This is a genomic window from Streptomyces sp. NPDC006134, assembly GCF_040628835.1.
GTDB lineage: Bacteria > Actinomycetota > Actinomycetes > Streptomycetales > Streptomycetaceae > Streptomyces.
This window is the reverse complement of the sequence record NZ_JBEXTV010000061.1, coordinates 13,829-34,126: the sequence shown is the minus strand read 5'-3', so window position 1 is coordinate 34,126 and position 20,298 is coordinate 13,829. Positions and strand designations below refer to the sequence as shown.

The 20,298-nt window shown below is 74.7% G+C and carries 18 protein-coding genes; 7 read left to right on the top strand and 11 right to left on the bottom strand.

The window, feature by feature from the left end; translation table 11 throughout:
- Window positions 1-171 precede the first annotated feature (171 nt).
- The 3 genes from ABZ340_RS30360 to ABZ340_RS30350 all read left to right on the top strand — a co-directional run bounded on the left by ABZ340_RS30360 (window position 172) and on the right by ABZ340_RS30350 (window position 2,915).
- Window positions 172-792 carry an L-threonylcarbamoyladenylate synthase gene (locus ABZ340_RS30360; protein WP_358785062.1) on the top strand — a complete coding sequence of 207 codons (621 nt, stop codon included), beginning with the start codon at window positions 172-174 and terminating at the stop codon, window positions 790-792.
- A gap of 329 nt (window positions 793-1,121) precedes the next feature.
- Window positions 1,122-1,877 carry a dienelactone hydrolase family protein gene (locus ABZ340_RS30355; protein ID WP_358785061.1) on the top strand — a complete coding sequence of 252 codons (756 nt, stop codon included), beginning with the start codon at window positions 1,122-1,124 and terminating at the stop codon, window positions 1,875-1,877.
- A 168-nt stretch (window positions 1,878-2,045) separates the two neighbouring features.
- Entirely contained in the window at window positions 2,046-2,915 is an 870-nt protein-coding gene (locus tag ABZ340_RS30350; RefSeq protein WP_358785060.1) for an MHYT domain-containing protein, read from the top strand.
- A 511-nt stretch (window positions 2,916-3,426) separates the two neighbouring features.
- Here the strand turns inward: ABZ340_RS30350 and ABZ340_RS30345 are convergent.
- Window positions 3,427-4,035 carry a YcaO-like family protein gene (locus ABZ340_RS30345; RefSeq protein WP_358785059.1) on the bottom strand — a complete coding sequence of 203 codons (609 nt, stop codon included), beginning with the start codon at window positions 4,033-4,035 and terminating at the stop codon, window positions 3,427-3,429.
- 193 nt (window positions 4,036-4,228) lie between these two features.
- Here ABZ340_RS30345 and ABZ340_RS30340 point away from each other — a divergent pair, with 193 nt between their 5' ends.
- Window positions 4,229-5,059: an aldo/keto reductase gene (locus ABZ340_RS30340; protein WP_358785058.1), complete on the top strand. Its 831-nt coding sequence runs from the start codon at window positions 4,229-4,231 to the stop codon at window positions 5,057-5,059.
- Window positions 5,060-5,104: 45 nt separating this feature from the next.
- On the opposite strand, the gene ABZ340_RS30335 is transcribed toward ABZ340_RS30340, so the two are convergent.
- Window positions 5,105-7,435 (bottom strand): SpoIIE family protein phosphatase, encoded by a 2,331-nt coding sequence (locus tag ABZ340_RS30335; protein ID WP_358785057.1) that lies wholly within the window; start codon window positions 7,433-7,435, stop codon window positions 5,105-5,107.
- A gap of 261 nt (window positions 7,436-7,696) precedes the next feature.
- A complete protein-coding gene (locus ABZ340_RS30330) occupies window positions 7,697-8,290 on the bottom strand; it encodes a TetR family transcriptional regulator C-terminal domain-containing protein (RefSeq protein WP_358785056.1) in 594 nt (197 codons plus the stop codon).
- Between the two features lie 85 nt (window positions 8,291-8,375).
- Here ABZ340_RS30330 and ABZ340_RS30325 point away from each other — a divergent pair, with 85 nt between their 5' ends.
- On the top strand, window positions 8,376-9,533 hold the full coding sequence (locus tag ABZ340_RS30325; protein WP_358785055.1) for an FAD-dependent monooxygenase: 1,158 nt from the start codon (window positions 8,376-8,378) through the stop codon (window positions 9,531-9,533).
- 210 nt (window positions 9,534-9,743) lie between these two features.
- On the opposite strand, the gene ABZ340_RS30320 is transcribed toward ABZ340_RS30325, so the two are convergent.
- Complete coding sequence (locus tag ABZ340_RS30320; protein WP_358785054.1) at window positions 9,744-10,397, bottom strand: TetR family transcriptional regulator; 654 nt, start codon at window positions 10,395-10,397, stop codon at window positions 9,744-9,746.
- A gap of 285 nt (window positions 10,398-10,682) precedes the next feature.
- On the opposite strand from ABZ340_RS30320, the gene ABZ340_RS30315 reads away from it, so the two are divergent.
- Both ABZ340_RS30315 and ABZ340_RS30310 read left to right on the top strand, forming a co-directional pair.
- A complete protein-coding gene (locus tag ABZ340_RS30315) occupies window positions 10,683-12,164 on the top strand; it encodes an MFS transporter (RefSeq protein WP_358785053.1) in 1,482 nt (493 codons plus the stop codon).
- A gap of 237 nt (window positions 12,165-12,401) precedes the next feature.
- Window positions 12,402-13,178, top strand: coding sequence for an NPP1 family protein (locus tag ABZ340_RS30310; RefSeq protein WP_358785052.1), 777 nt, complete (start codon window positions 12,402-12,404; stop codon window positions 13,176-13,178).
- 22 nt (window positions 13,179-13,200) lie between these two features.
- Here ABZ340_RS30310 and ABZ340_RS30305 read toward each other — a convergent pair whose 3' ends face one another.
- The 7 genes from ABZ340_RS30305 to ABZ340_RS30275 all read right to left on the bottom strand — a co-directional run bounded on the left by ABZ340_RS30305 (window position 13,201) and on the right by ABZ340_RS30275 (window position 20,152).
- Window positions 13,201-14,082 carry an alpha/beta hydrolase gene (locus ABZ340_RS30305; protein ID WP_358785051.1) on the bottom strand — a complete coding sequence of 294 codons (882 nt, stop codon included), beginning with the start codon at window positions 14,080-14,082 and terminating at the stop codon, window positions 13,201-13,203.
- Window positions 14,083-14,118: 36 nt separating this feature from the next.
- Window positions 14,119-14,940, bottom strand: coding sequence for an alpha/beta hydrolase (locus tag ABZ340_RS30300; RefSeq protein WP_358785050.1), 822 nt, complete (start codon window positions 14,938-14,940; stop codon window positions 14,119-14,121).
- A gap of 186 nt (window positions 14,941-15,126) precedes the next feature.
- The gene (locus ABZ340_RS30295; RefSeq protein WP_358785049.1) at window positions 15,127-15,663 is read right to left on the bottom strand and encodes a DoxX family protein; all 537 of its coding nucleotides are present in this window, start codon (window positions 15,661-15,663) and stop codon (window positions 15,127-15,129) included.
- Window positions 15,664-15,679: 16 nt separating this feature from the next.
- Window positions 15,680-16,348: a hydrolase gene (locus ABZ340_RS30290; RefSeq protein ID WP_358785048.1), complete on the bottom strand. Its 669-nt coding sequence runs from the start codon at window positions 16,346-16,348 to the stop codon at window positions 15,680-15,682.
- A 71-nt stretch (window positions 16,349-16,419) separates the two neighbouring features.
- Window positions 16,420-18,315 carry an amidohydrolase gene (locus ABZ340_RS30285; RefSeq protein WP_358785047.1) on the bottom strand — a complete coding sequence of 632 codons (1,896 nt, stop codon included), beginning with the start codon at window positions 18,313-18,315 and terminating at the stop codon, window positions 16,420-16,422.
- A 131-nt stretch (window positions 18,316-18,446) separates the two neighbouring features.
- Window positions 18,447-19,148, bottom strand: a complete 702-nt coding sequence (locus ABZ340_RS30280; RefSeq protein ID WP_358785046.1) for a hypothetical protein — start codon at window positions 19,146-19,148, stop codon at window positions 18,447-18,449.
- Window positions 19,149-19,183: 35 nt separating this feature from the next.
- On the bottom strand, window positions 19,184-20,152 hold the full coding sequence (locus tag ABZ340_RS30275) for an alpha/beta hydrolase (protein ID WP_358785045.1): 969 nt from the start codon (window positions 20,150-20,152) through the stop codon (window positions 19,184-19,186).
- Between the last annotated feature and the right edge of the window lie 146 nt (window positions 20,153-20,298).

The following is a 20,298-nucleotide window of genomic DNA, read 5'->3' as shown; positions in this document are numbered from 1 at the left end:
CGCCCGGTGTCTTCCGCCCGGCCACCGGGCGGCGACGTTACCTCACGAAGGCGCGGGCCGGGGTCCGCGGGGCGGGCCCGCGGGAGGACGGACCGGGGCACCGGCCGTGGGCGGGGTGCCACCCGTGCCGGCCTGCGCCGTGCCCGGCGGCGGGCGGCATAAGCTCGACGGATGGCGAAGTACTACGACGTGCACCCCGACAACCCTCAGCCGCGCAGCATCGCCCAGGTCGCCGACGGCGTCCGTTCGGGCGCGCTCATCGCGTACCCGACGGACTCCTGCTACGCGCTCGGCTGCCGACTGGGCAGCCGTGACGGCGTCGACCGCATCCGGGCGATCCGCCGGCTGGACGACCGGCACCACTTCACGCTGGTGTGCCAGGACTTCGCCCAGCTCGGCCAGTTCGTGCGGATCGACAACGACGTGTTCAGGGCGATCAAGGCGTCGACGCCCGGCAGCTACACCTTCATCCTGCCGGCGACGCGGGAGGTCCCGCGCATGCTCCAGCACCCGAAGAAGAAGACCGTCGGCGTGCGCATCCCCGATCACGCCGTCACCCAGGCGCTGCTCGCCGAGCTCGGGGAGCCGCTGCTGTCCAGCACGCTGCTGCTGCCCGGCGAGGAGGAGCCGATGACCCAGGGCTGGGAGATCAAGGACCGGCTCGACCACGTGCTGGACGCGGTGGTCGACTCCGGGGACTGCGGCACCGAGCCGACGACGGTGGTCGACTTCTCCGGCGGGCAGGCCGAGGTCGTACGGCGGGGCGCGGGCGATCCGTCGCGGTTCGAGTAAGAGCCCGGACAGAAGGGGAGTCCGATCGGCTCGCGGCGTCCGGTGCGTGCCTCGCAAGGCGCCGAAGCGCCCTCGTGGCGGAGCCGCGTGGGCGTTTCGGCACCACGGCGAGCGTGCGTGCCGGGCGTCGCGAGCCGGACGCCCCTTCCGTTCGGGGCTCTCAGCGGTGTTTCACGGGTAAAGGACGGCTTAACGGCAGGTCATCGGTACTGCAACCGGTGGGGGGCGGAGGGCGGCGGCCGTGCCGGGAGTGCCACGATGGCCTCGGGTCCGCCGCGTGCGAGCGCCGCGGATCCCTCGCCTCCCCCACGCAGAAAGGCTGCTTCGCCATGACCGCCGTACAGGGCACCGCTGTCGACATCCCCACCGAGGACGGCACCGCCGACGCCTACCTGGCGCATCCCGGCGACGGGCGGGCGCATCCCGCGGTGCTGTTCTACACGGACGCCTTCGGGCTGCGTCCGCATCTGCGGTCCATGGCCGACCGGCTGGCCGGCGCCGGGTACACCGTCCTGGTGCCCAACGTGTTCCACCGGCACGGGCGGGCACCGGTCGTGGAGCTGCCCGAGTTCATCGACGCGGCCTCGCGCCAGGACCTCTTCGCGCACCTGGGCCCGATCATGCGGGAGCTGACGCCGGAGCTGGCGATGCGGGACGCCGGCGCCTGGCTGCGCTGGCTGGCACAGTGCCCGGCGGCGGCCGACGGACCCGTGGCGGTGACCGGTTACTGCATGGGCGCCCGGCTCTCGCTGCTCACCGCCGGCACCTACCCGGCCCGGGTGGCGGCGGCGGCCGGTTTCCACGGCGGGCGGCTGGCGACCGAGGAGCCGGACAGCCCTCACCTGGTGGCCGGGAACGTCACCGCGGAGCTGTACTTCGGCCACGCCGACGAGGACCCCTCGCTGCCGCCGGAGCAGATCGCGCGCCTGGAGGAGGCCCTCACCGAGGCGGGCGTCCGGCACCGCTGCGAGGTCTACGCCGGCGCCCGTCACGGCTACACGCAGGCCGACACCGACGTGTACGACCGGGAGGCCGCCGAGCGGCACTGGGCGGCTCTGCTCGACCTGCTGAAGCGAACGTTCTGACAGCGGACGTTCCGGCAGCGGACGTTCCGGCCCGGCGGGTCCGGGGCGGCCGAAGAGCCCTCGGAGGACCGGGAGACGGCCGCCTCTTCCCTGGAAAGGCTTGCTTTACGCCCCTGTTACCCGTAGACCTTCCTCCAGCATCAGCCGTTGCCCTGGGGGAGTTGGCGCATGGAAGGCACGATAGACGGGTTCCGCTACGGAGCGGTGACCCCGGTGGCCGCCTACCTGATGGCCTGTCTGGGGGGCGCCCTCGGCCTGCGCTGCACCGTGCGGTCGCTGCTGGGCACGCGGTCGTGGAAGCCGGGCTGGCTGGCGCTGGGCGCCGCGTCGATCGGCTGCGGGATCTGGACGATGCACTTCATCGCCATGATGGGCTTCCGCGTCGTGGAGACCCGGGTCCACTACGACGTGGGCGTCACGGTGCTCAGTCTCGCGGTGGCGGTGGGCGTGGTCGGCGTCGGGGTGTTCGCGGTGGGGTACCGCGGCGCGCGGCCGGGCACGCTGGCCGCCGCGGGCGTCGTCACGGGACTCGGTGTCGCCGCGATGCACTACCTGGGGATGGCGGCGATGCGGCTGGACGGGGAGGTCCGGTACGACCCGGCCACCGTGGCGCTCTCCGTAACCGTCGCGATCGTCGCCGCGACCGCCGCGCTGTGGGCGGCGGTCACCATCCGCGGGTTCCTGGCCAGCCTCGGGGCCAGCCTGATCATGGGGGTGGCCGTCTCGGGCATGCACTACACGGGGATGGCGGCCGTGAGCGTCCACGTGCACGACGCGGCCGGCGCGTCCTGGGCCGGCAGTCCCCCCACCTCGCTGCTGCTGCCCATGCTCCTCGGGCCGCTCGTCTTCCTGCTGCTGGCCGGCGTGGTGGTGATGTTCGACCCGTTGCTGATCCTGGGCGAAGACCGGGAGAAACGTTCCGTCGCGGTCGGCCGCCCTTCCGGCCCGCCACGGGGCACCGCCGCGCCGGACCGCGCCGCGGCACGCGAGCCCTGGCACGCCCCGTCGTACGAGGGCGCGCGCTCCCGGAGGCAGTGAGGACGCGCGGAAGCGATGAGGACGCGCGGGAACGGTGAGAACGGTGAGAACACCGGGGAGCGCCGAGGGTGCCGGGGCAGCGCGGCCGGGATCACCAGCGTCCCGGCCCGCTGCCGCGCAGCGGCTCCGACGTCCCGGCCGGCAGCGGCCGGGACGTCGCCGGCGAGCATCACCCGGTGCGTGATCCGGGGGTGGCCGAGGTGTGCGGTGCCGCCCGGCCGCGGCCGGTAGCCGGTGCCCGGCGCGCGGGCCGCCGGCGAACACGCGCACCAGGGCGGACAGTCCGGCGTGGTCCAGCCGTCGCCCCGGAAGAACACCGCCTTCCAGCAGCGCGGGAGCCTCGTCGGTGCCCTGTCCTGCCGTACTCGGCCTGCCTCACGCCCCGGTCGGGCCGGTGCACCCGCGCCGCCACGGCGCCCTCGCGCAGATCGCGGCCGGCTCCGGCATCCGCGCCGCCGTGTCACCCGGTCGTACCGCACGGCTTCCCCTGCCCCTTGCCGCAGCCGGCGGGTCAAGCCGTCCGTCGGTCAGCGCATGGCCGGCCGGTCTCGCGGGCGTCCAGCGCGCGTCGGCCCGGCAGGACCGGGGAGCCGTCGGTGACCAGGACGAAGCGTTCGGCGCCGGGGACGAGGACGTTGACCACGGCCAGATGGCCGGTGACGTGGTGTTCGCGGGCCCAGGCGGTCATTCCGCGGGCGTGGAAGCGCTCCAGGAGGCGGGTCAGGTGCTCGGCCGGGGCGGCGGGGCTGGGGGTGTCGGTGAAGGGGACGGTGCGGGCCGTGGAGAGGCGGGGGGAGAAGTCGGCGAGGTGGCAGCGGTGCAGCGCCGGGTACTTCCGGGTGCACGCCTTCGGCCGACGCACCGTCCCGGGGCGGGTGGTGAGCACGGAGTGGATCTGGACGAGTTCACTCAGGGCCCGTTCGGCGGCGTAGCGGGCGGACAGGGAGGAGCCCGCGCCGCGCAGCCGCGCCGGGGCTCCGGGCGGAGCGGGGGTGTAGGCCCAGTAGGCGGGGACGCCGAGGTCGGTGGTCAGTTCCAGCAGGCTGACCGGTCCCGCGACACGGTCCTCGGCGTCCCGGTGCAGGGCGGCGAGGCCGGCGGGGAGAGTGCTCGGGTCCACCACCCGCAGGGGCGCGGGGCGGGGCGCTGAGGCAGGCCGAGTGCGGCGGGACAGGGCACCGACGAGGCTCCCGCGCCGGTGAAACGAGAGGCCGGACACCTCCCTCGACGGCACGGGAGCCTTGTCCGTCGCGGAGACCGGTACCGTCACCCGGTCAGTGACCACGCTGAAAGAGCCCGAGGAAAGGTCCCCTGTGATCAGCACCCCGACGCACACCCTCAACGACGGCACGACACTGCCCGCCCTCGGCCTGGGCACCTGGCCGATGGACGACGCCGAGGCCGAGCGGGCCGTCCTGAGCGCCCTGGAGCTCGGCTACCGCCTGGTCGACACGGCGGCCAACTACCGCAACGAGAACGGGGTCGGCCGTGCCGTCGCCCGCAGCGGCGTGCCCCGCGAGGACGTCGTGGTGACGACCAAGCTGCCGGGCCGGCACCACGGCTACGAGGAGACTCTCGCCTCCTTCGAGGAGTCCCGCGCCCGTCTCGGCCTGGACTACGTCGACCTGTACCTGATCCACTGGCCGCTCCCCCGCGTCGGCCGTTACGTCGACTCCTGGCGGGCCATGATCAAGCTCCGGGAGGAGGGGCTCGTACGGTCCATCGGCGTCTCCAACTTCACCCCCGGGCACATCGAGCGGCTGGAGAAGGAGACCGGTGTCCTGCCCTCCGTCAACCAGATCGAGCTGCACCCGCTCCTGCCGCAGGAGGAGCTGCGCGCCTTCCACGCCGCGAAGGGCGTGGCGACCGAGAGCTGGAGTCCGCTGGGCCGGGGCTCGGACCTGCTGGCGGACCCGGCCCTCGCCCGGATCGCCGAGGCGCACGGGGTGACGCCCGGTCAGGTCGTCCTGCGCTGGCACACGCAGCTGGGCGCGGTGCCCGTGCCGAAGTCGGCGAGCCCCGAGCGGCAGCGGGAGAACCTCGGCGTCTTCGGTTTCGAGCTCGGCGCGGACGAGATGCGCGCGGTCGCCGACCGCGCCCATCGGCGCCTGGGCGGGGACCCCGAGGTGCACGAGGAGTTCTGACGGAGCGCGCCCGCGGCGCGGGGAGCCGGGCCGGTGCTGCCGGGTTCAGGTCTGCGGCAGCGCCTGCTCGGCCCAGATGGTCTTGCCGCCGCCGGTCTGGCGGCTGCCCCAGCGCTGGGTGAGCTGGGCGACCAGCAGCAGTCCCCGGCCGCCCTCGTCGTAGGCGTGGGCGCGGCGCAGGTGCGGTGAGGTGGAACTGGCGTCGGAGACCTCGCAGATGAGGGTGCGGTCGCGGATGAGGCGCAGCCGGATGGGCGGTTCGCCGTAGCGGATGGCGTTGGTGACGAGTTCGCTGACGACGAGTTCGGTGACGAACGCGATCTCGTCCAGGCCCCAGGCCGCCAGCCGCTCCATGGCGGCCTGGCGGGTGGCGGCCACGTGCCCGGGGTCCGGCGGGACGTCCCATGTGGCGACCCGGTCCTCGCCCAGGGCGCGGGTGCGGGCCAGCAGCAGGGCCACGTCGTCGCCGGGCTCCTCCGGCATCACGGCCTTCAGCACGGTGTCGCACAGCGCGTCCAGGGAGGCCGCGGGCGCGGTCAGCGCGCGGCACAGCTCGTCGGTGGCGTGGTCGACGTCCCGGTCCCGGCCGTCGACGAGGCCGTCGGTGTAGAGGGCGACGACGGACCCCTCGGGCAGTTCCAGCGCCGTCGCCTCGAAGGGCAGGCAGCCGACGCCGAGCGGCGGCCCGGCGCTCAGGGGGATCAGCCGCGCGGTGCCGTCGGGGAGGACGAGCGCGGGCGCGGGGTGGCCGGCGCCGGCCACGTCGAGCCGGCGGGTGACGGGGTCGTACACGGCGTACAGGCAGGTGGCGCCGAGCTCGGCGATCTCCTCCCCGTCCTCGCCGGCCGCCACGAGGTGGGTGACCAGGTCGTCGAGGTGGGTGAGGAGTTCGTCCGGGGGCAGGTCGACGTCGGCGAGCGTGCGCACGGCGGTGCACAGCCGTCCCATGGTCGCCGACGACGGGATGCCGTGGCCGACGACGTCGCCGACGACGAGGGCGACCCGGCAGCCGGACAGCGGGATCACGTCGAACCAGTCGCCGCCGATGCCGGCCGCCGACCGGGAGGGCAGGTAGCGGTGGGCGACCTCGACCGCGGCCTGTCCGGGCAGGCCGCGGGGCAGCAGGCTGTGCTGGAGGGCGAGCGCGGTGCTGCGTTCGCGGGCGAAGCGGCGGGCGTTGTCGACGCAGACGGCGGCCCGGCTGGCGAGTTCCTCGGCCAGGACGACGTCCTGCGCGCCGTACGGGTCCAGGGGCGCGGCGCGGACCATCACCGCGACGCCCATGGTGGTGCCGCGGGCCCGCAGCGGTACGGCCAGGGTGGAGCGGACGCTCTCGCGGTAGCGGCGGTTGCGCGGGGCCTGCGCGTTGCGCACCCGCATCCACCGGTCGAAGTCGGGGTCACCGGGGCCGGTCAGCACGGCCCTGCCCTCCCGGAGCGCGCGGGCGGGCGCGGAGTACGGGGGGTAGACGTCGGAGTCGCCCAGGTGCACGGACGGCTTCGGGAATCCCTCGACGGCGGTGCCGTGGGCCACCCGGCGCAGCTCGATGTCCTCGGCCGGCACCGCGATCGGTTCGTCGGCGCCCAGTACCCAGTCGAGCAGGTCGACGCTGGCGAAGTCGGCGAACCGCGGGATGAGGAGCCCGACCAGTTCCTCGGCGGTGCGGACGACGTCCAGGGTGGTGCCGATGGCGGAGGCGGCCTCGTCGAGGACGGCCAGCCGCTGCCGGGCCCAGTGCTGGTCGGAGCTGTCGAACGCGGCCAGGGCGGTGCCGACCGGCTCGCCCGAGCCGTCGCGCACCGGCCACATCTCGATGTTCCAGGCGTGGTCGCGGTCCTCGGCGGGTCCGTGGGTGTAGGCCTCGAAGTGGAGGGACTCGCCCGTCTCGGCGACCCGGCGCAGGTTCTGCAGGAATCTGCGGCTGTACTCGCTGTCGTCGGCGGTGTCCGGGAAGTACCGGCCGACCAGGGCTTCCTCGGGCAGGCCCATGACCTGGCAGGCCTCCCGGTTGACGCGCAGGTAGCGCTGGCGGGCGTCGAAGACCGACATCGACAGGGACGCCTGCTGGAAGGCCTGTTCCGCCCAGCCGGGCGGGGCGGAGACGGTGATCACGTATCCGCCGGGGGTGCCGTCCGCGCCCAGCAGCGGGCAGGCCGTGAGGGGGAGGGCGACGGCCGAGCCGTCCCGGTGCCGCAGTACGGCGGTGCCCGCGAGCCGGGACACGGCGCCGGGCGGCGGGTCCTCGGCGAGCAGCTCCCGGGCGGCCCGGCCCACGGCCTCCTCGGCCGGATATCCGGTCAGGCGCCGGGCGCCGTCGCTCCACCCCGTCACGACGCCGCGGGCGTCGACGACCGCCGCGGCGGAGGCTTGCTCCATGTCGTCCAGGATCATCCCTGCGGGGAGCGGGCACAACCGCGGCTGGAGGCGTCCGGGTCCGCCGCGGGCGGCGGGCGGTGCCGTGGCACGGGCCCGGACCTTCACCCGGCAAGGCGGGCACGCCGTCACCGCGTTCCGTCCCGCGCGGCGGCGCCGGGCCGGGGCCTTCACCCGCCGGGACGGGGCACACCGGTCACCACACTCCCTCCCGCACGGCGGCGCCGGGCCAGGACCCTCACCCGCCGGGACAGGGCACACCGGTCACCGCGTCCCGTCCCCCGCCGGTGGCGCCGGGTCCCGGCGCAGCGCGGCCGTCACGAGTCCCTGGATGTCCCGGGGAGACACGCTGCCGCCGTTCACCAGCCGGTCGAAGACCAGGCCGTCCACGCAGGTCAGCAGCGTGAGGGTGCGCTCTTCGGGGTCGGTGACGCCCTGTGCGGCCAGGAAGGCGCGCACGGCCTGCCGCGCCGCGTTGTCGCGCGGGACGAGGATCTCTCGCAGTCCGGGGTGGTGCACGCTCTCGATCGCGCACGCGTAGCGCGCCAGGGACCGCCGCCGTCCGTCGCCGGTGAGCCGCCGCTCGACGAGGGCGCCGAGAGCTGCGGCCAGTTCCCGCGCGTCGCGCGGTACGGGGATGCGCTTCCCGGCGTCCTGGAGTTCGGCCTGGTCGAGGGCGACGAGCCGCCGGACCAGCGCGGTCAGCAGGGCCTGGCGCGTGCGGTAGTAGGCGGAGGTGGTGCCGGACGGCATGCCGGCCGCCCGGTCCACCGCCCGGTGGGTCAGTCCGCGCATCCCGTGGTGGGCGAGGACGTCGATGGCCGCGTCGGCGAGGACGGTACGTCGGTCTGTGGGCACCCCCTCTTTCTACACCTGTAGAGGGCGGGAGTATCGTCACCCTTCTACACCTGTAGAAGACGTGGTGTGCGGGAAAGGGGCGAGCATGGACGGCAGTGCGGTGATCGTCGGTGGGGGCATCGGCGGGCTGGCCGCCGCGATCGGTCTGCACGGGATCGGCTGGCGGGTGACGGTCGTCGAACGGGCCCGGCGCCTCGCCGACGTGGGGGCGGGCATCTCGCTGCACGCCAACGGCATCCGCGCGCTGGACGCTCTCGGCGTCGGCGCGGCCGTGCGCGCGGCGGCCCTGCCGCAGTACAAGGGGGGCACCCGTGCCCCCGACGGGCGGTGGCTGTCCCGGATGGACGGGGCCGCCCTCGAACGCGCGCTGGGGACTCCGATCGTCGGCATCCCCCGGGCCGAGCTGCACCGGCTGCTGCGCGCCGCCCTGCCGCCGGAGTGCCTGCGCATCGGGGCCGAGGCGACCTCCGCCGAGTCCGTGGACGCCGGCCGGGTGCGGGTGGCCGTCGGGGGCGACAGCCTGGACGCCGATCTGGTCGTGGCCGCCGACGGGGTCGGCAGCAGGCTGCGCGGGCAGTTGTTCCCCGGCCATCCCGGCCCCGTCTACAGCGGTTCGACCGTTCTGCGCGCCATCACCGAACGCCCCGTGGACCTGGCCACGGACTTCACGCTGACCTGGGGCAACGGCGCGGAGTTCGGCCACATCGGCTTCCGGGACGGCCGGGTCGAATGGCACGCCGTGCTCAACTCGCCGCCCGGGGTACGCCACAGCGACTCCCTGGCCGCCGTGCGCCGCCGGTTCGGCGGCTGGCACGCCCCGATCCCCGAGCTGCTGGAGGCCACCCGGCCCGACGCCGTCCTCCACCACGACATCCACGAGCTGACGACGCCGCTGCCCTCCTACACCGCGGGGCGGTGCGTCCTGCTGGGCGACGCGGCCCACGCCATGACCCCGCACCTGGGCCAGGGCGCCTGCCAGGCGCTGGAGGACGCGGCCACCCTGACGGCCGCGCTCGCCACCGGACCGACGGTCGAGTCGGCGCTCACCCGCTACGACGCCGAGCGCCGCCCGCGCAGCCAGTCCGTGGCGCGGGCGGCCCGCCAGGCCGGCCGGATGGGCCAGCAGCTGGCCCATCCGCTGGCGGTCGCCGCCCGCAACGCGGCGCTCCGGCTGGCTCCGTCCGGCGTGACCATGCGGACGATCCTGAGGCACGCCGACTGGACGCCGCCGCGCTGGACGTGACGGGCGGGGGGCCGGGGGCCGCGGCGGAGAGGGCGTCCAGGTATCACCGGCTCGCGTCCGAGAGGGCATCCGGGGTTCACCGTCTCGCCTCTCGGACGCGGCCGCCCCGGCGCTCCCCGCACAGCGGCCACGCCAGGCGGGCGCCGCCCGCGTCCCCGCCCGCCGGTGACCGGCGGCCGCGGCGGGATCACCCCTTCCGCGGCCTTCCCCTCACCCCCGGTCGCCGGTGACCGGCGCCGTCCACAGACCGACGATCGCGTCGACGAGCCCGTCGGCCGCCTCGCGCCAGCTGCCGCGGGCGGTGGGCCTGCCCTCGGCGAGCGCGCGCTCCCGCTCCCCGGCCGTCTGCACGATCAGGTGGCGCACCATCTCGCCCCGCTCGGCGCGGACCTCGGCCGGCAGCTCGGGCAGGCACCGGTACAGCCCGTCGAGGATGTGCCGCAGCGACGGGGAGGTGAAGGACTCCTCGGCCATGATCTGCCGCAGCGCCGGATCGGTCGTCACCTGGGCGCAGAAGCGCGCGTACCAGGTGGGACTGCCGAGAGCCGCGAGGTGGTCGTACAACGGCCGCACCAGGCAGCCCACCCAGTCGCGGACGTCCGTGGAACCGGCGGCGGAGGCCGACAGTCCGGCGCGGATGTCCTCGATGCGCACGGCGTGGCGGCGGGCGATCGCGCGGACCAGGTCGGCCTTGGTGCCGAAGTGGTAGCCGACGGCGGCGTTGTTGCCCTGCCCGGCGGCCTCGCTGACCTGCCGGTTGGACACCGCGTACACGCCGCGTTCGGCGAACAGCCGCTCGGCCGTGGTCAGGATCAGCTCCCGGGTCGCACTGGCCTGTTCCGCCCGGACCGCCCTGGCCACCATGATCACCACCACACCGGGACGCCGGTTCTTCCCAGGCCCGTCCGGCGGTCCGTCCCTTCAGCCGCCGCGGGTCGCCGCCCCCCGGGCGGCTCCTTCCAGCTACGGAAGCCTACGCAACGTCCCCGTCCCCGGATCCGGCCCCCGCCCTCACCGCTCGCGTCGCCGCCCGTACCACCCGCACACCGGGGGCGCGCGCCCGGCCGTTCCACCTCGCCTCTAGAGTAAGTCAGTCGATTGATTTAATCATGGCGGTGTCGCACCGCGCCCATCCCTGGAGGCATGTCCATGTCCGACGTATCCGCCCAGTCCGCCGACGCCGCGTCCGGCGCCCCGCCGCGGCCGAACGTCATGGTGGCGGTGCTGGCCCTGGCCGGGATCGTCGTCTCGCTGATGCAGACGCTCGTCATACCGATCGTCCCGGAGCTGCCCGCTTACCTGGACGCCCCCGCGTCGGACACCGCCTGGGCGGTCACCGCCACGCTGCTGGCCGCCGCGGTGGCCACCCCGGTCGTCGGCCGGCTCGGCGACATGGCGGGCAAGCGCCGCATGCTGCTGGCCTCCGTCGTGCTGCTGGTGGCCGGCTCGGTGATCTGCGCCCTGAGCGAGTCCCTGATCCCGATGATCGTGGGCCGGGCGGTGCAGGGCCTGTCGGCGGCCGTGGTGCCGCTCGGCATCAGCATCATGCGCGACGAGCTGCCCGCCGACCGGCTGGCCGGCGCCACCGCCCTGATGAGCGCCTCCCTCGGGGTGGGCGGCGCCCTGGGCCTGCCCGCCGCCGCGCTCATCGCCGACCACTTCGACTGGCACGTGCTGTTCTGGACCTCCGCCGCCCTCGGCGCCGTCGCCCTGCTGCTGATCCTGCTGCTCGTGCCCGAGTCGAAGGTCCGCACCGGGGGCCGCTTCGACCTGGTCGGCGGTGCCGGCCTGGCCGCCGGGCTGATCTGCCTGCTGCTGGCGATCTCCAAGGGCGCCGACTGGGGCTGGACCGGCGGCACCACCCTCGGCCTGTTCGCGGCGGCCGTCGTCGTCCTGCTCGCGTGGGGCCGGTGGGAGCTGCGCACCGGGCAGCCGCTGGTGGACCTGCGCACCACCGCCCGCCGCCAGGTGCTGTTCACCAACCTCGCCTCCGTCGCGGTCGGCTTCGCCATGTTCGCGATGTCCCTGGTCCTTCCGCAGCTCCTGCAGATGCCCGAGGCGACCGGCTACGGTCTGGGCCGGTCCATGCTGGCCGCCGGTCTGGTCATGGCGCCGTCCGGACTGGTGATGATGGCGTTCGCCCCGGTCTCCGCCGCCCTCTCGCGGAGCAAGGGCCCCAAGACGACGCTGATGACCGGTGCGCTGATCGTGGCGGCCGGGTACGGGCTGAACATCGTGCTGATGTCCGAGGTCTGGCACCTGGTGCTGGTCTCCTGCGTCATCGGCGCCGGCATCGGCTTCACCTACGGCTCCATGCCCGCCCTGATCATGGGCGCCGTACCGGCGGGCGAGACGGCCGCCGCGAACAGCCTCAACACCCTCATGCGGTCCATCGGCACGTCGGTCGCCAGCGCCATCGCCGGGGTGATCCTGGCCCAGATGACCACGGACCTCGGCGGCCACCCGCTGCCTTCGGAAAGCGGCTTCAAGACCGTCCTGGCCATCGGCGCCGGCGCCGCGCTGCTGGCCTTCGCCGTCGCCGCCTTCATCCCGGGCCGGCGGCCCGCCGCCCCCGCCGCGACGCCCGCGCCCGAGGGCACGCCGGCCGACGCGGCCTCCTCGGCGGGCTGAAGCACCACAGGCGCATCCGGCCGCGCCGACGCGGCCGGATGCGGCGCCGGAGAGGGCCGCGGCCGGCCTCCCCGGCACCCTCGCACGGCAGGGCGTGATGTGACGTGACGTCAATTATTGGGCCGCGCTTCACCACAGGGACGTCTGCGACCCCTTGGCCCGGCAGCGGAGAACCGGAAAGCTGAACTCCTCATTCCCACGCGGCAGTTGCCCGCGCCCGGACCAGAGGAGGACGCCGTGCCGTCGAACAGCCCCCGCACCGGCCGCAGGAGATGGCTCACCGGCCTGGCCGGTGCCGTCTCTCTCGTCCTCGCCTTCCCCGCCACCGCCTTCGCCGCCCCGCCCCCGCCGCTGCCCGCCCACGCGGACGCGGCGGAGCGGACGTACCAGCCCGCCTACGACTACGACACCGACGGCTGCTATTCCAGCCCCGCCATCGGCCCCGACGGCACGGTCAACGGGGGCCTGAAGCCGGCCGGCGCCCTCGACGGCGACTGCCGCGACGCCGCCGACCTGGACCGCACCAACGGCTACTCCCGCTCCCTGTGCGACAACGGCTGGTGCGCCTACCTGTACGGCCTGTACTTCGAGAAGGACCAGGCGGTGCCCGGCAGCGGCATCGGCGGCCACCGGCACGACTGGGAGCACGTCGTGGTGTGGGTGCGGGACGGCACCGTCCAGTACGTCGCGACCTCGAACCACGGCTCGTTCACCGTGCACGCGCGCTCCGCCGTCCGCTTCGACGGCACCCACCCGAAGGTCGTCTACCACAAGGACGGCATCGGCACGCACTGCTTCCGCCCGGCCGGCGCGGGCGACGAGCCGCCGGAGAACCACGAGGGCACCTGGCAGTACCCGGCCCTGGTCGGCTGGAACGGCTACCCCGCAGGCGTACGCGAGAAGCTGGCCGCCCACGACTTCGGCAGCGCCCACTTCGGCCTGAAGGACGGCAGCTTCGCCTCCCACCTGGCGGCGGCCCGGCCCGCGGGGGTCCCGTTCGACCCCTACGCGTGACCGTGTGCGCCGGGAAGGCACCCTACGGACGGCCCTCGGGGCCGACGAAGCGCCGGACGAAGGCGAGCACGGTGTCCGCGACCTCGCGCCAGCCGTCGTCGATCGTCAGCGCGTGGCCGCGGCCCGGCATCTCGACGATCTCCGTCACCGCGTGCGCGTTGCGGAGCTGCTTGTCGTAGGACGCCTTGGCGATGGCCCAGGGCACGGTGTGGTCCTTCTCGCCCGAGACGATCAGCAGCGGGCCGCGGCCGGCGGCCGTGGTGTCGACCTTCACCTCGGTCCAGGGGTTGAGGTTGGCGGCGGCCGCCTGGAACAGCGGAACCCCGGGAGCGGGCACCGCGTAGGTGTCGTACAGCCGGCGCGCCTCGTCCTCGTCGACGGCGTTGGCGAAGGAGTAGCGGAACTGCTCGTACGTCAGCGGCACCGCGCGGTGGTAGTTCGCGGGGTTGCCCAGGACGGCGCTCGCGGCCCGCAAGGACGACAGGGGCAGCGGCAGCACGCCCCGGAACGGCGCCGGGTCGATGGCGACCGACGCCCGGGACAGTTCACGGCCGGCGATGATCTGCGTGATCAGGCCGCCGAAGGAGTGACCGACGACGACGGGCTTGACGTCCAGCTTGCGGACGAGGCCGCAGAAGTGGTCGGCGACCTGGCCGACGGTCTTCCCGGCGAAGGACTCCGGGTGGGCCCGGGCCTCCTCGACCGTCTCGGGGTCGTCCGGCCATCCGGGGGTCACGGCGGTGTAACCGGCCTCCTCGAAGACGCCGGCCCACCGGTCCCAGCTGGTGGGCAGGAGCCACAGGCCGTGGACGAAGACGACCGGGATCCGGCCGGAGGCGTTGGCGCGTTCGACCTGGGCGAGGTCGCGGGCGTAGGAGGTGCCGGGGGCAGGCGTGGATGCCATGGGTTCTCTCCGGGGCTGGTGGGAGGGGCGCGGGGGTCAGGCGGCCTGGGCCGCGGCGGCCCGGATCACCGAGGCGACGGTGCCGGGGTGGCTGTACAGGGGCAGGTGCGAGGAGCGGACCTCCACGGTGCGCGCGCCCGCCCGCCGGGCCTGGAAGCGCTGGAGCTCCGGGGGGATGCCGCGGTCCTCCCCGGCGACCAGGACCCAGGACGGCAGGTGCCGCCAGGCCGCCGTGTTCGCCCGGTCGGTGAACGCGCCGGCGCTCAGCGGCCGCTGGACGGACGCCAGGATGCGGGCGGTGCTCCGCGGCACGTCGTGTGCGAACACCTCGTGGAAGCGGTCGGTCCGCAGGTACAGGTCGGCCCCGGGGGCGCCGTCCGGCCCGGGAACGGGCACCTGGGTGAGCGCGTCGAGGAGACGGGAGCCGGGGAAGCGCGCGGCCAGCTCGCCCAGCACCTCGCCCCGGTCGGGCATGAAGGCCGCGATGTGCACCAGTGCCTTGACGTGGGGGGACGCGGTGGCGGCCTCCGTGATCACGGCCCCGCCGTAGGAGTGGCCGGCCAGGACGACGGGGCCGGGAAGGGTGGCGAGTACGGCGGTCAGCTGGGCGGCGTCGGCGGCCAGGCCGCGCAGCGGGTTGGCCGGTGCCACCACGTTCAGTCCGTGGCGCTGGAGCCGGCCGATGACCGGTGTCCAGCTGGAGGCGTCGGCGAACGCCCCGTGCACGAGGACGACGGTCGGGCCGCCGCGCGGGCCGGTGTCCGCCGCCGCGGGGGCGGCGGCCGTGGTCAGCGCGGCGGCCGCTCCGGCGGCCGTGGTCAGGACACCGCGGCGGGAGAGGGCACGGTCGGTGGTCATGGTCGGCTGTCCTTGTCCGGATCGATGGCGGGAAGGGTGAGGTGGAGCGGGGTGAGGTGGAGCGGGGGGAGGCGGGCAGGGGAGGCGGGGCGCCGGTGAGGCGGGTGGTGGGAAGGCCCGTCCGTCGGCGTGATGACGCCGGGCTCCGGCGGCGCGGGCCCCGGGCCCCGGACCCCGTCGGCACGGTCACGCCGGGCTCCGGGGACCGCGGGAGAGGGGCGGTACGGGACCGGGGCGTGCGGGCGGCCGGTGCAGCAGCACGCGGACGGCGAGCCCGCTGCCGATCCCGGCGGCCACCGCGAGAGCCGGCGCCCAGGCGGGCCACGGCGGCAGGCCGAGGAGCCGGTCGGCGGAGAAGCGGCCCGGCCCGGTGAGCGCGAGCGCCGCGGCGACGGTCACGAGGACGAGCGGGTACTCGTACCCGTCCCTTTGCACCCACAGGCCGTGGGGCCACTTCACGGTCAGGGCGACCGTCATCACGCCGGCGGCGCCCGCCGCGGCGAGCGGGGTGAGCGCCCCGCAGGCCAGCAGGACGCCGGAGCCGATCTGACCGGCTCCCGCGGCGAGGGCGGTCGCCACCCCGCCGCGGAAGCCGTCGCGCCGGAACTCCTCCGCTCCGCCCGCGAGTCCGTCGCCGCCGAGCCGGAAGCTGACCTTCTGCACACCGTGTCCGGCGATCAGCAGGCCCGTCAGCAGGCGCAGGAGGAACAGTCCGGTGTCCACGAAAGGGGGCCTTCCGTCAGCCGGCCGCGTGCGGGTCGATCATCGACTGGGCGTAGACGACGCCCATGCCGTAGGCGCCGCCGTGCTCCTTGACGACGTCCAGCGTCGCCGCGTAGGTCTCGCCGCGCGCCCAGTCCCGCTGGAGCTCCAGGAGGACCTGGAGCCAGGTGACGGGGACCGCGCCGGCGGCGGTCATGCGCTGCATCGCGTGCTCGTGGGCGGCCGGGGTGACACCGGCGGAGGCGTCCGCGACGACGTACACCTCGTAGCCCTGGGCGAGCGCCGAGAGGGCGGGCAGGACGAGACAGACCTCGGTCCACAGCCCGGACAGGACGATCTTGCGGCGGCCGGTCGCCTTCACGGCGTCGACCAGCGCCTGGTCCTCCCAGGCGTTCATGGTGGTGCGGTCGACCACCTCCTCCTTGGGGAACACCTCGCGCAGCTGCGGCAGGATCGGGCCGGAGAAGGACTCGGCCGCGACGGTGGACAGGACGACGGGCACGTCGAAGACGCGGGCGGCCTTCGCCAGCCCGACGGTGGCGTTGATGACGCCGGCGCGGTCGGCGCTGGCGGCCCCGAAGAACATCTGCGGCTGGTGGTCGACGAACAGCATCATCGCGTTGCCGGGGGTGAGCAGGTCCGGGCTCGGGGCGGCCGTGACGTGGTCGAGGTCGAACTCGGGCATGACGAACTCCGTTTCACGGGTGGGAAGGAAGGTGGTGCGGGGCGCCGGAGGCCCGTGGGTGACCGGGTGCCTCAGTACGGGAAGCACGGGTCGGGGATCTCCGGCGGGTTCTCGGGGGCGGTGCCGCGCGCGACGCGCCACCGCCGGTGCTCCTCGGAGGCGGCGACGGCCTCGGCGACCCGGCCGGCCTGGCGGGCGCCGGTCCGGGAGGGCGGCGGCGACGCCTGGTAGCCGCCGAAGCGGGCGACCGGGCTCCAGTCCGGGCCGACGGGCGGGACCGCCTCGTCGGTCCCCTCGTACTCGCCCGCCCCGTACACGATCCGGCCGCCCACGACGGTGAGCAGGGACTCGATGTGCGGGATGTCGTCGGCGTCCACGGTGAAGTAGTCGTCGGAGAGGACGGCGAAGTCGGCGAAGCATCCCTCCTTGAGGACGCCCTTCACCCCGTCCTCACCCGTGATCCGCGCGCCCTGTCGCGTGTACATGTCCAGGGCCGTCGCGCGGGAGACCCGCCGCTGCGGCGGGTACAGGCGCAGACCGCCGACGGTGCGGCCGGTCACCAGCCAGTGCAGGGCCACCCACGGGTTGTAGGAGGAGACGCGCGTGGCGTCGGTGCCCGCGGCCACCGGGATGCCGGCGGCGAGCATGTCGGTGACCGGAGGGGTGCGGGCGGCGGCCTCGGGCCCGTACCGGTCGGTGAACGCCCTGCCCTGGAAGGACATGCGGTTCTGCACGCTGATCGTGCCGCCCAGGGCGGCGATGCGCTCCAGGCTGGCGGGCGAGACGGTCTCGGCGTGGTCGAAGAGCCAGCGGTTGCCGGCCGGGAAGAGCCCCTCGGCCGCCAGTTTCTCGAAGACGGCGAGGTCGCGGCGGATGGTCTCGTCGTACGTCGCGTGGAGCCGGAACCCCCAGCCGTTCTCCATGAGCAGGCGTACCGCCTTCTCGAACTCGCCCTCGTAGGGGCCGAGTTCGGGTCGGGGTTCGGAGAAGTTCTCGAAGTCCGCGGCGGCCCAGGTCAGGTTCTCCCCCGCGCCGTTGAGCCGCAGCCACGCGTCGCCCTCGCCGGGGCGCACGGTGTCGGTCCACCGCCGCAGGTCGGCGAGTTCCTGTCCCGCGGTCTGCGGGAACAGGTGGTAGGCGATGCGGACGCTGAGCCGGCCCTCGCGGGCCAGGTCGACGACGGTGGTGTAGTCGTCGGGGAAGCTCTGGAAGCCGCCGGCCGCGTCCACGGCCGAGGTGAGGCCGAAGCGGTTGAGTTCGCGCAGGAAGTGACGGGTGGACGTCGCCCGGTCAGCCGGGTCGAGCGGGGGCGCCTTGGCGAGGGTGGAGTACAGGAGGAGGGCGCTGGGGGCGGCCAGCAGCATGCCGTTGGGCTCTCCGTCGCGGCCGCGGACGATCTGGCCGCCGCGGGGGTCGGGGGTGTCCCGGGTGAATCCGGCGGCGCGGACGGCGGCGCGGTTGAGGACGGCGGCCTGGTAGAGGTGGAGGACGAAGACCGGGGTGTCCGGTGCCGCCGCGGTCAGTTCGGCCGGTGTCGGCAGGCGCCGCTCGGCGAACTGGTCCGCGCTCCAGCCGCCCACCACCCGTATCCACTGTCCCCGTGGCGTGCGCCCGGCCTGCTCGCGGAGCATGGCCAGTGCCTGGCGCAGCGACCGTACGCCGTCCCAGCGCAGTTCCAGGACGTAGGCGAGGCCACCCCGGATGACGTGCAGGTGGGAGTCGTTGAGGCCGGGGACGACCCGGCGTCCGAGGGCGTCGAGGACGCGGGTGCCCGGTCCGAGGAGACCGGCGATGTCGCCGTCGTCGCCGAGGGCGACGAGGTGGCCGTCGCGCACCGCGAGGGCAGAGGCGGCGGGGCGGGCGGGATCACCGGTGTGGATCTTCGCGTTCCGCAGGACGAGGTCCGCGGCGCCACCGGGCGGTGGCACGGGCGGCGGGGTGACACCGCCGACCGGCATCACGGTCATGAGGTTCTTCTTTCTCGTTTCCGGGGCGGAGGTGCGCAGGGGCGGAGGGATGGGGGGATGGGGGGATGGGGGGATGGGGGCCGGAGGGTCCCCAAGGGTGCGGCGACCACGGGGAAGGGGAGGGCGCGGGCTCAGAGGGTGCGGCGCACGCCGGCCTGGCGCTCGATGTCCCGCAGTTGTACGGAGAGTTCGCCTTCGACGGCGTGGTGGGCGGGGCCGCTGCGCCCGATGGGCAGGACCTCCACGCCCCGCATGTCCTCCAGCATCAGGGCGAAGGCGGTGTACATCGCGACCGCCGCGAGCAGCAGCCCCAGGGCGCCGGAGAGGGTGGCCGCCCAGGAGACGCCGGTGAGGCCCGCCAGCGCGGCCGCGGAGAACCGGGGCACGGCCGCGCACAGCACGCACCACAGGGCCCGTTTGCGCCCGGCGACGCTCGCCATCAGGAGGGCGAAGAGCGCGAACACGGCGTTCAGCACGCCGAGCACCCGGGTGCCTCCGGGCGGTTGCAGGGCCAGGACGAGCGCGGCGGCCAGCCACATGCCGGAGAAGCAGGCCATCAGCGTGGCCGCGAGCACGTCCCGGGCGCCGAAGGCGAGGACGCCCACCAGGAGTTGCAGCACGAAGGCCGGGAGGATCGCGAGGGCGACGGCCCGGCCGGCCGTCTCCGGGAAGACCCCCAGCTGGAAGCAGGCGACGAGGACGGAGGCGATGGCCACCGTGTAGAAGCCCAGGGGCATCGGCGAGGCGATGGGCCGCAGGGTGATGCGGGTCATGCTCCGCAGGTCGGGCTCGAAGTGCCGCCCGCCGGCCGGACGGGGCTCGCTCGTGGTCATGGTCTGTCCTCCGTCGAGGGCGCGCGGCGCGGACGTCATCGCCGGGCGAAGGCCCGGCGCAGCGTCGTCGTGGCGAGGTCGATGGCCGACTGGGCGGCCTGGGTCTCGCGCAGCGCGTTCAGCATCACGAAGTCGTGGAGGGCGCCCTGGTAGCGCACGGCGATCACCGGCACGCCCGCCGCGCGGAGCTTGTTGGCGTACGCCTCGCCCTCGTCGCGCAGGACGTCGGCCTCGGCGGTGACGACGAGGGCCGGGGGCAGGCCGGTGAGCTGCTCGGTGGTGGCGCGCAACGGGGAGGCCGTGATCTCCGCGCGCTGCCGCTCGTCGGTCGTGTACTGGTCCCAGAACCACCGCATCGCGTCCCGGCGCAGGAAGTAGCCCTCCGCGAACCGGTGGTAGGAGCCGGTGTCGAAGGCGGCGTCGGTGACCGGGTAGAACAGCACCTGCTGCACCAGGGGCAGCCCGCCGCGTTCCTTGGCCAGCAGGGTGAGGGCCGCGCTCATGTTGCCGCCGACCGAGTCGCCGGCCACCGCGACGCGGGCGGGGTCGAGGTCCTCGGCGGTTCCGTCCGTGACCACCCAGCGGGCCGCCGTCCAGCTCTGTTCGAGGGCGACCGGGTAGCGGTGCTCGGGGGACAGGTCGTACTCGGGGAAGACGACGGCGGCACCCGCGCCGACGGCCAGTTCGCGCACCAGCCGGTCGTGGGTGTGCGCGTTGCCGAACACCCAGCCCGCGCCGTGGATGTAGACGATCACCGGCAGCGGCCCCTCGGCCCCGGCCGGACGCACGATGCGCACCCGTACGGAACCGGTCGGCCCGCCGTCGACCGTGATCCACTCCTCGTCCACGGCGGGCTTGGCGACCGGCCCGTTCTGCACCTCGTCGACCGCCTTGCGGCCTTCGGCGGGCGGGAGCTGGTAGAGGTACGGCGGCTCGGCGGTCGCCTCGGCGAACGCCGCCGCCGCGGGCTCCAGGACAGGGGGCACGGGGATCTGCTCGGTCATGGTCGGACCCGCTTCTGTGAAGTTCCGGTGGAGACGCCCTTCCCTTGGTGAAGGACACGGCGGCACGCTATGCGCGGTTGGGCCCTTGATGTCGCCGTCGAGTGCACAGCTCTTGCACACGGGTGCACTGCCCGTCCGGATTACCG